9 protein-coding genes are annotated in these 8,506 nt (G+C 60.4%); 2 read left to right on the top strand and 7 right to left on the bottom strand.

What is annotated here, in order from left to right:
* Nucleotides 1–760: 760 nt before the first annotated feature.
* Nucleotides 761–922 (top strand): hypothetical protein, encoded by a 162-nt coding sequence (locus G3446_RS27485; RefSeq protein ID WP_167757095.1) that lies wholly within the window; start codon nt 761–763, stop codon nt 920–922.
* A gap of 460 nt (nt 923–1,382) precedes the next feature.
* Nucleotides 1,383–1,694 (top strand): hypothetical protein, encoded by a 312-nt coding sequence (locus G3446_RS19860; protein WP_164454643.1) that lies wholly within the window; start codon nt 1,383–1,385, stop codon nt 1,692–1,694.
* A gap of 167 nt (nt 1,695–1,861) precedes the next feature.
* Here the strand turns inward: G3446_RS19860 and G3446_RS19855 are convergent, their stop codons facing one another.
* From G3446_RS19855 to G3446_RS19825, 7 genes are all read right to left on the bottom strand, one after another.
* A complete protein-coding gene (locus G3446_RS19855) occupies nt 1,862–2,281 on the bottom strand; it encodes an HIT family protein (RefSeq protein WP_164454642.1) in 420 nt (139 codons plus the stop codon).
* 152 nt (nt 2,282–2,433) lie between these two features.
* Entirely contained in the window at nt 2,434–2,943 is a 510-nt protein-coding gene (locus G3446_RS19850; protein ID WP_164454646.1) for an FKBP-type peptidyl-prolyl cis-trans isomerase, read from the bottom strand.
* A gap of 16 nt (nt 2,944–2,959) precedes the next feature.
* Nucleotides 2,960–3,310, bottom strand: coding sequence for a hypothetical protein (locus G3446_RS19845; RefSeq protein WP_164454641.1), 351 nt, complete (start codon nt 3,308–3,310; stop codon nt 2,960–2,962).
* Nucleotides 3,311–3,563: 253 nt separating this feature from the next.
* Nucleotides 3,564–5,426, bottom strand: coding sequence for an adenylyl-sulfate reductase subunit alpha (gene aprA, locus G3446_RS19840; protein ID WP_164454640.1), 1,863 nt, complete (start codon nt 5,424–5,426; stop codon nt 3,564–3,566).
* Nucleotides 5,426–5,908 (bottom strand): adenylyl-sulfate reductase subunit beta, encoded by a 483-nt coding sequence (gene aprB / locus G3446_RS19835; RefSeq protein ID WP_164454639.1) that lies wholly within the window; start codon nt 5,906–5,908, stop codon nt 5,426–5,428. Before aprB ends, aprA begins: the two co-directional genes overlap by 1 nt.
* Before the next feature lie 39 nt (nt 5,909–5,947).
* A complete protein-coding gene (locus tag G3446_RS19830) occupies nt 5,948–6,775 on the bottom strand; it encodes an adenylyl-sulfate reductase (RefSeq protein ID WP_164454638.1) in 828 nt (275 codons plus the stop codon).
* A gap of 597 nt (nt 6,776–7,372) precedes the next feature.
* Entirely contained in the window at nt 7,373–8,227 is an 855-nt protein-coding gene (locus G3446_RS19825; protein WP_164454637.1) for a hypothetical protein, read from the bottom strand.
* Nucleotides 8,228–8,506: the final 279 nt, after the last annotated feature.

The following is an 8,506-nucleotide window of genomic DNA, read 5'->3' as shown; positions in this document are numbered from 1 at the left end:
GTCGCGGTCGATCAGAGCGGCGCGACCGGCGGCTTCAACATCAATAGCAGCAGCCAGACGCAGAACGGCATCAGCGGCCAGGTCGCGCTCTTCTAGAAGCCGTGCCACGCATCGCCGCAGCAGGAAACAGGGATCCTCGGACCCATGTTCGCGTTGTGGATCCCAACGTCATCCCGAGAAGGGACGGATCGCAAAGCGCCAGACGCCCTTTGCGGTCACTTGGAGGCGATTGCAGATCCTGCTCCGGGCGCTCATGTGCTCCGAGACCTTGAGCATCCGTCAGTTTTCTCCCAGTTTGGGCAAGCGCAGCGCAGTCCACCAACGCCGGCGGGGGATTCGGTGGACTTCGCTCTCGCTCGTCCACCCTACCCGCCCAACTGGCGACCAAGTCCGATGAGCGACGCCTGATCCGCGGCAACAGCCGGCTCGCGGTCGAGACCGATGGCCGAATAGAAGCGTAAGCCATCGCTGCCGCATGTTCTCCGACTCAAGGCCCAAGCGATCATCGCGCAAAGCTCACCGCGAATCACAAGAGCTCATTCGTGAAGCACTGAAAAATCGCCGACTACGCTCATTAAAACGAACGTAATTCGGCAATGATCTCGGCTAGTGAATAGAGCCACTCGATAGATTCACGAATATCGGCTGAGGAACCTTGGATCCGCAGTGCTTGACAGGGTCGCTCGGCCACGATAGCTTCTTACGGCGTTCTCCCATAGTAGCTAAAGCTACGTTTATCCACCACATATAAAGGTGCCTTATGAGTGAACAAGCAAAATCGCGACCCAAGGTTCCAGACGGCCACAGCCGCTTTATCGTGACGCGTCAGAAGCAGCCCAATGAAAAGGGCTACGTGGGCTACGACGTCCTTTGGGACAAGTTCCAGAAAGAAGTCCCCTACGAGACGCCGAAGCGCCCCTGAAGGTACGCGACCGCGTGGGCGTCGAGCGCTCGCGTGGCCGCTTTCTGTCGGTCGACGCGGATACTGGAAGTCACCGCCCCAGCGCCATGCGGACAGCGGCTTTTCCAACACGCCTCTAACCTCTTCTCATTCCCCCTCCGAGACCCCGCACCAGCTTGAGCCGCGCTCGCTCAGATGACCGCCTGATCACAGCTCCCCATTGCAGTGGTAAACTCCACAGGATTGGCTCCAGGCGGGCGTCGATCATCGATTGGCCCAACCTCCGGCTGTAGGTTGGACAAGCGCAGCGCAGTCCACCAACGCAGGCGCGGGATTCGGTGGACTTCACTCTCGCTCGTCCACCCTAAGGGTCCAACTGACGATCGAGGCCTCCAGGCGCGGCGCGGCGCGGCGCGGACATCGACCTTCGCCCCCAGGCGAAAGCATCGATTCGCATCGGTAGATCAATAGGGTATCGGCAATGAAACTCACTTTGGACAGCGAGAAATTCAACGACCTGCAAGCGATATTCATCGCGGATATCGTTGAACGGATCAAGATCAAGCTCCAGGAAGCCGAGGTCGAGCAAGAAAAGCTAGAAGACCTCACAGCGAGCATCGCATTGAGCATCGCCGGCGTCATCGACGATCTATCAGGGATCGAGGTTGACGGTATGGAAGTGCATCCCTATCTGACATTCCGCGAAGGTGAGGACCAGCTCATTCATTGGGGTGAGAACTCCTACACCTATGAGCAGGTCTACGGCGCCATGCAGAAGCTGTTTCACTCCTAGCAAGCATTGATTGTTGGGCCTTGATCGTCAGCTGGCCCCCTAGGGTGGACGAGCGAGAGCACAGTCCACCGAATCCCGCGCCAGCCTTGGTGGCCTGCGCTGCGCTTGTCCAGCTTGCAGCGGGACGCCGAGCCAAGCGATGATCGACGCCCGAATCTAGAAGCGCCTCAACCGGGGGCGACGTTGTAGAGCTTCTTGTGGGGAATCACGCTACGTACACCACCCTTTGGGTTTTCGACGTCGCCCTCGTACCGAGGGATCACATGGATGTGCAGGTGGTGAATAGACTGGCCGGCCCAGTGGCCGACGTTGATCCCGATGTTGTATCCGTCCGGATGAAACTCCTCATCGACCAGTTTCTTTCCACGGGCCACGAGCCCCCAGAGGTCGACCAGCTCATCATCGTTGATGTCGAAGTAGCTCGCAAAGTGTCGGTATGGGATGACGAGAAAGTGCCCCGGGCTCGCCGGGTGACGATCATATGCGGCAAATCCGTGCTCGCTCTCGATCATCAGCTGCCTACCCGGCTTGGACACGCAAAAGCGACACTCGTCCGCAGTCTGTGAGCTTGGATCTGGACTACTCATAACGCGATCTTTGGGGTTTGAGAAAGGGAATTCGAACGAGCCTGCATTCATGGCCGGCATTGGTGGACTGCGCTGCGCTTGTCCAGCCTACGAGAGGGAGCCGGCCGAAATGATGCTCAAGATCGAGCCCGTCCAATCGAAGGGGAGCAGGCTTAGATGGGTCTGGTCGGGACGTTACCGATGTCTGGTCCTTTTTCCAGCTTGCCGCCCGCGATGATCTCTTCTTCCGTCGCATCGCGCACGCTCAGGACCTCCAGCTCGAACACGACCATTCTGCCGCAGAGCGGATGATTTCCATCGATGGTCAGCGTCTTGTCGTCCATTCGGGTGACGAGGAAGCTCTTGGTGTCACCCTTGTCGTTCTCCATCACGATCCGCATGCCGACTTCCCGATATTCCTCGGGCACGTTTTCGATAGCATCGGTGATGACCAGGGACTCGTCTCGCGCGCCATAGAGCTCGGTGCAGTCGATTGGGACCGAGATGCGATCTCCGGGCGCTTTGCCGTGAAGCTCCGCCATGACCTGCGGGGATAGGACATCGTTACGGCCGTGGACATAGCCTAGGGGAAACTCGACAGTCGTCAGAACGTCTCCGGTCTTCTGATCCACGACCTGATAGGTCAGCTCGACAAACTTGTTGTCTCTGATGGTCTCTTGCATAGCCATGATTCTTGGATCAGAAAATGGATGCGGCGAAGATGCGCACCTCTCCGCGCTCGTAGCCGAGGACCATTCTTCCCAGCCACTCGCCCTCGCGCGTCTTGCAGCGGACTCGGTAGAGCACAGTTACGTGCTCGCCGCGCCTGATCAGTCCTAGAAAGTCCCTTTCCTCGACCAGGTTCCGGGCCAGCTCGCTGTGAGCGAACTGCTTGCCCACCTCAACCTCATTCAGGCCAAGCAGCAAGTCGTAAGAGAACATCTTGATGAACTTGCCGTACTGACCCTTGTTCGAATACTTGACGAGGTCATCCCACATGGGATGCGCGATCTCGAGGATCTCTTCGTCAGTCTTGTCGATAATGTTCATTTCACATCAACCTAGAGCGCTACCAGCTGACAGCATCATTATGCTGTCATTGAGTCGCGATCACGAAGCCGGCCGCGCAGGCGCGAAATCTCCCGAGCCCCGCGCCGCAAGGTCGGCGACCGATCGGTGAAGAGGGCGCCCTGTCATGGATTCACCGCTGACCTGGAGGCTGGCGGCTGGAAACACCTGCAATCCCGAAAACGGCGGGGCCCCCGGCTGCGCCGAGGGCCCGCGCCTTCAGAGGAGCTTGGTCCTACGCCTCGACAAGGTGATACAAGGGCGCCTTCTCCATGGTGTACTCACCCGTCTCTGGGTCACGACGCGACACGGTCAGCACATGCCAATTCTCGTCGTCCACCTTCATCTTGTCGCCACGGTAGTAGTAGCCCGGCCAGCGCGTTTCCTCACGGAACAGGGTGTGCTGCATGACCGCCTCGGAGGTGAGGTGGCGGTGCTTCAGCTCCCATGCCCGCAGCAGCTCGTGGATGTTCTCCGCGGCCAGCTTCTCCAGATCCTCTTCCAGGATCTTCATCTTCTTCAGGCCGATGTTGAGCAGCTTCTCGTTGGTCATGTAGCTGACCGTCACGCCGCCGGCGTACTCGTCCATCAGCTTCTGCAGACGATCCAGGCCCTGACGCGGGTTGATGTAGTTCGGGTTGACCGAGCCGGCCGTGATCTCGTTCCGATAGATCCTGTAATGCTCCATCGGCTTGTAGATCTCTTCCTTGCGACGGCTGATCTGCTCCTCGGAGACACGGATGCCTTCGGCCTTGCCATCGTCGATGTATTTGCAGGCAGCCTTTGCCGCGAGACGACCCTCTGTGAAGGAGCCGGACGAGAAGGCGTGCGGGGTGCCGCCGACAGCGTCACCGGCACCGAACAGACCTTCGACCGTGGTCATGCGGTTGTAGCCCCAGAAATACTCTGGCGGGGAGATGTCCTCGGGACCCGAGCACCAGGCGCCGCAGCCGGTCGCGTGGGAGCCCATGACGTAAGGCTCGGAGGTGGTCAGCTCCGGGTTCTCGTTCTTGGGATCCACGTCCGTGGCCGCCCAGAGCACGGCCTGTCCGACGGTCATGCCGAGGAAGTTGTGCCAGCCGATCTCTTCGAGATGGGGATCCTGGAAGGCCTCCATGGTCACCATGTGGATCGGACCGCGGCCGGCATTGACCTCGTTGATCAGCGCATGGTTACGCAGACAGGTCGGAATCGGCCGGTGGGTTCTGTGCGACGCCTCCGGATCCAGATATTCCTTGCCGACCATCTCCTGCAACTGCGGCCACCACTTGGACTCGTACTCCTCGCCGTTGCAGTTTTGCGTGTAGGTCTTGAGGTGCAAGAAGTAGGCGCCGACCGGACCATAGCCGTCCTTGAAGCGCGCCAGGACGATGCGGTTCTCCATCTGAGTCATCTTGGCGCCGGCGGTAATCAGCAGGCCATAGGCCGACCCGGAGGACCAGGGCGCATACCAGACGCGACCCGCACCCTCACCGACGGAGCGCGGCTTGTAGATGTTGGAGGCACCGCCTGCAGCGACGACGACCGCCTTGGACTGGAAGACGTGGTAGTTGCCAGTCCGCACGTTGAAGCCGACGGCACCGGCGACCCGGTTCGGCTTGCTCTCGTCCATCAGCAGGTGGGTGACGCAGACGCGGTTGAAGACCTTGTCGGCCGATTTCTTCGCGGCTTCCGCCACGATCGGCTTGTAGGACTCGCCGTGAATCATGATCTGCCAGCGCCCCTCACGCTGATAGGTGCCCGTCTTCGGGTTGCGCATCAACGGCAGGCCCCATTCCTCGAACTGGTGCACGGCCGAGTCGACGTGGCGGGCCATATCGAACAGCAGGTCCTCACGAACCATGCCCATCAAGTCGATCCGCGCGTAACGCACATGGTCTTCCGGATTGTTCTCGCCGAAACGGGTGCCCATGTAGCAGTTGATGGCGTACAGGCCCTGAGCAACGGCGCCGGAGCGGTCGATGTTGGCCTTCTCGGCGATGACGATCTTCTTATCTTTTCCCCAGTAGCGGGCCTCGAAGGCGGCTCCCGTACCGCCCAGGCCAGCGCCCGCGACGAGGATGTCGATACCGTCTTCGATGATTGTCTTGTAAGCCATCAGTAGTACACCCCTTCTTTCATCTTCAGGCCGTTGGACTCGAGCGTGTGAATGTCGCCATCATCGAGGCGGATGTACTTGGGCTCGTTGAACAACAGCTGGCTGTCACGCATCTCCTGGTCGGGAGCGCTCGCATCCGCGAGCTTGGGGATGTGCTGGCCCCAGGGCTTGGTGGTGATGGGCGCGAGCAGATTCATGTCTTTCTCGCCGTTGCGGAAGATGATCCGCCAGGCGATGACACCCTTCTCCTCGTCGCGGCGCACGCGCACGGAGTGGCCGAGTGGCGCAAAGTCGGCATAGCCGCGGACGTCGATCGCGTTGTGCGGGCAGGCTTTGACGCAGGAGTAGCACTCCCAGCACATGTTCGGCTCAATGTTGTAGGCACGCCGCACAGTGGTATCGATGTGCATGATGTCCGAAGGGCAGATATCAACGCACTGTCCACAACCGTCGCAGCGGGTCATATAGACGAAAGTCGGCATCTTCTAGTCCTCGTCGTGACTCGATTCAGCGAATCGAGATCAGTAGTGGGTCGGAGTTTCGCGCTTGATACCAAGCCCCATGTAAGGAGGCGCATCGCCCATGTATTCGGGGATGTCCGGATAACGCTGCTTCACGACGGGATCCGTCAGCTCGGGCAGCTCGGGCAGCTTGTCCATGGAGCCGTCCGCCTTGGCGACCTTCTTCTGGAAGGCAGCGGCGGGCTTGAAGAACATGTGAGCGAATTTCGACCAGAAGACAGTGCTGAACAGCGTGGTCGCCGCAGCAATGAAGACGACGAATGCAAGCATCGAGCCAAGCAAAGACCAGACCAGCGCAAAGGTGGTGGTCAGCAACAGGGAGACGATGAAGAGATCGGACAGATGCACGTCGTACCATTGATGGCCTTCGGAGCGCACATCGACGCGGATCTTGAACCAGAACCAGTAGCCCCCGATACATACGGAGAGGGCGCCGAGGTGCCAGAGCAAGGACACGAAGCCGGAAGTCTCACCTTCCGCAGCCGGCAGGCCGAAAATCAGAATGGCCGTGCTCACCACGAAGACGATGAAGCCGTACATGATGAAGAGGTGAGAGATGCGTCGATCCGGGTTCTCGAACTCGCCGGAGGCCAAGACCTCGTTCGCAACGGTGCTGACGGCGATGCCGATCTTCTTTCCGCCGCCGACTTCGTGCTTGGCGAGCTTCTTGAGCGACTGTCCTTTTTCGAAGAAATACTTTGCACTCTTCTTGTGCCTGATATCGAGCAGGGTGCCGCCGATGACCAAGAGGACCATCAAAACGACGTAGGCCTGCATCACAGCAGGCGAGATGAGAGCCGAAAGCTCTGCGAATGGATTGGCAATCATGAGAGCTGACCTCCGTTATGGATCACCGTACGGCTAAGGGAAAGGCCCCGGATGGCGATTCCCGCCCGGGCCATGGACGACCCGGCAATATCGAGCCCCCCGAAGCGCTCGAAAATGACACGACCCTGAAGCCCGAACTTGCACGTCTCACGCTGATCTTCCGCCAGACAAGCATTCGATCAGCTCCTTCGGGGCATCGCGAAGCGCCTGAGTCGGCTCACGTCAACGCATCTGCCCGCCGTAGCGCGTCCTGCCGCCCACGAGCTCATGAGACGTTTTCGATCTCTCGGGGGATACTCTGTCCTGCAAGAAAATACTGCTTGGATTTTTAGTGCATTATCGAGTGCTCATGTAGAGCACCGCCGAGCATACTAGATACTCCAGGCAGCTCTACACAACACCAGTATGACCCAACCAGATGACCTCGGTCATCAGTTTCGCGACATATGCGGCCATAAACTCAATTTGTCGCGACAGGAACGAAGGAGAACGCGCCTTTAAGGAAAGATCGGCTGACGGCTCACCCGTGCCGGGACGAGCGGGGACCAAGGCGATGGCGAGCCAAGACAGCTTGTCCGAGGCCGATGAGGCCCCGTCTCACAAGCGCCTTTTGCGCAGCTCGGCCTCGACCCTGGCAACCTTGATCAGGCCATCGTCGATGACCTCCGGATAGACGGCATGGAAACGCGCGACATCGAGCGCGTGATCGCAGGCCGCGAGCTCCAAGTGCCGCCGTGTCTCGCGCGGCAGGCCATGCAGCATCAGCAGCCTCGGCGCGAGCCGATGCATATAGCGCTGATAGAGGTCTTGCTGCTCCTCGCTCGACCAGTCCGCGCGCAACAGGCAGGGGGGCAAGACCCCAGGCGCACCACCCTCATCCTCACGCCGCATCCACCGCGCCCGTGGCCGGGCCCCGGCGCGCTTCTCGACGGCGCGCTCGAGTCGATAGTTCACGGGAGGCACATAGGATCCGTCAGGCCGGGCCGCATCGGCCACGGCGAGCTGTGACGCCGACATGGCGATCCAAGACGGATCTCGCGGCGCCAGGTCGCGCTCTTCCGGAACGATACAGGTGTGCAACAGCGCGAGGGGGGCGTCGTCGGCGCGATCGAGCAGCCAGTATTCGCTGTCGTCCGCGGGCTCGAACGGCAGCCGCGCGGCGGACACGACCGCCTGGAGCTGAGCGATGGCCTCGCGTACGGCATCCGACTTCACCAGGGGGTGCCGGCCTCTGATCTTCAGCTCGCCGCTCTCCAGGGTCGCGACCAGAAAGAAGCGCAGCTTGGGATCGACGCCTGGATTCTGCAGGCGAAAGCTCGCCTCGCTGACGCTCGCGCACTGGATCTCCCAGTTCCGGCCATCCAGGCTCAATGCCCGTGCGCGCTGCATCTCCGCGATCTGGACAACGCCGACGAAGGGTGACAAGAGGCGCCTGGAGTAGGTTCTGATCATCGGGTGACGACGCTGCGGACCTGGATCGGTTGGGAAGAATGGGCGAGCTGAGAAGGAAGTGCGGGGCATCGGCAGAATGGACAACCTCGAGGACGCCGCAGCAGGCTCTCCCATTTCCCCAGATCGAACCGGGACAAGCCCAAGATCGGCAAACCGCATGCCGTCAACCGCCCGCCGATCTCGGCCGCGAGCCCGCCCTCCTCCATGTCCGCAATCCCTCGCGGCCAAGGCAGATCAGAATTCTCGGTGCGCCAAGCCGCGGCCCAGGTGCTTTGTGAT

It is taken from the genome of Thiorhodococcus minor (assembly GCF_010820565.1).
Classification (GTDB): domain Bacteria; phylum Pseudomonadota; class Gammaproteobacteria; order Chromatiales; family Chromatiaceae; genus Thiorhodococcus; species Thiorhodococcus minor.
This window is presented reverse-complemented; position numbering and strand designations above follow the sequence as displayed.

Bases quoted from the DNA above. Each gene is read 5' to 3' on its own strand.
- G3446_RS27485 (WP_167757095.1), top strand. From the start codon at position 761: ATGAGTGAACAAGCAAAATCGCGACCCAAGGTTCCAGACGGCCACAGC.
- G3446_RS19860 (WP_164454643.1), top strand. From the start codon at position 1,383: ATGAAACTCACTTTGGACAGCGAGAAATTCAACGACCTGCAAGCGATA.
- G3446_RS19855 (WP_164454642.1), bottom strand. From the start codon at position 2,281: ATGAGTAGTCCAGATCCAAGCTCACAGACTGCGGACGAGTGTCGCTTT.
- G3446_RS19850 (WP_164454646.1), bottom strand. From the start codon at position 2,943: ATGCAAGAGACCATCAGAGACAACAAGTTTGTCGAGCTGACCTATCAG.
- G3446_RS19845 (WP_164454641.1), bottom strand. From the start codon at position 3,310: ATGAACATTATCGACAAGACTGACGAAGAGATCCTCGAGATCGCGCAT.
- aprA (WP_164454640.1), bottom strand. From the start codon at position 5,426: ATGGCTTACAAGACAATCATCGAAGACGGTATCGACATCCTCGTCGCG.
- aprB (WP_164454639.1), bottom strand. From the start codon at position 5,908: ATGCCGACTTTCGTCTATATGACCCGCTGCGACGGTTGTGGACAGTGC.
- G3446_RS19830 (WP_164454638.1), bottom strand. From the start codon at position 6,775: ATGATTGCCAATCCATTCGCAGAGCTTTCGGCTCTCATCTCGCCTGCT.
- G3446_RS19825 (WP_164454637.1), bottom strand. From the start codon at position 8,227: ATGATCAGAACCTACTCCAGGCGCCTCTTGTCACCCTTCGTCGGCGTT.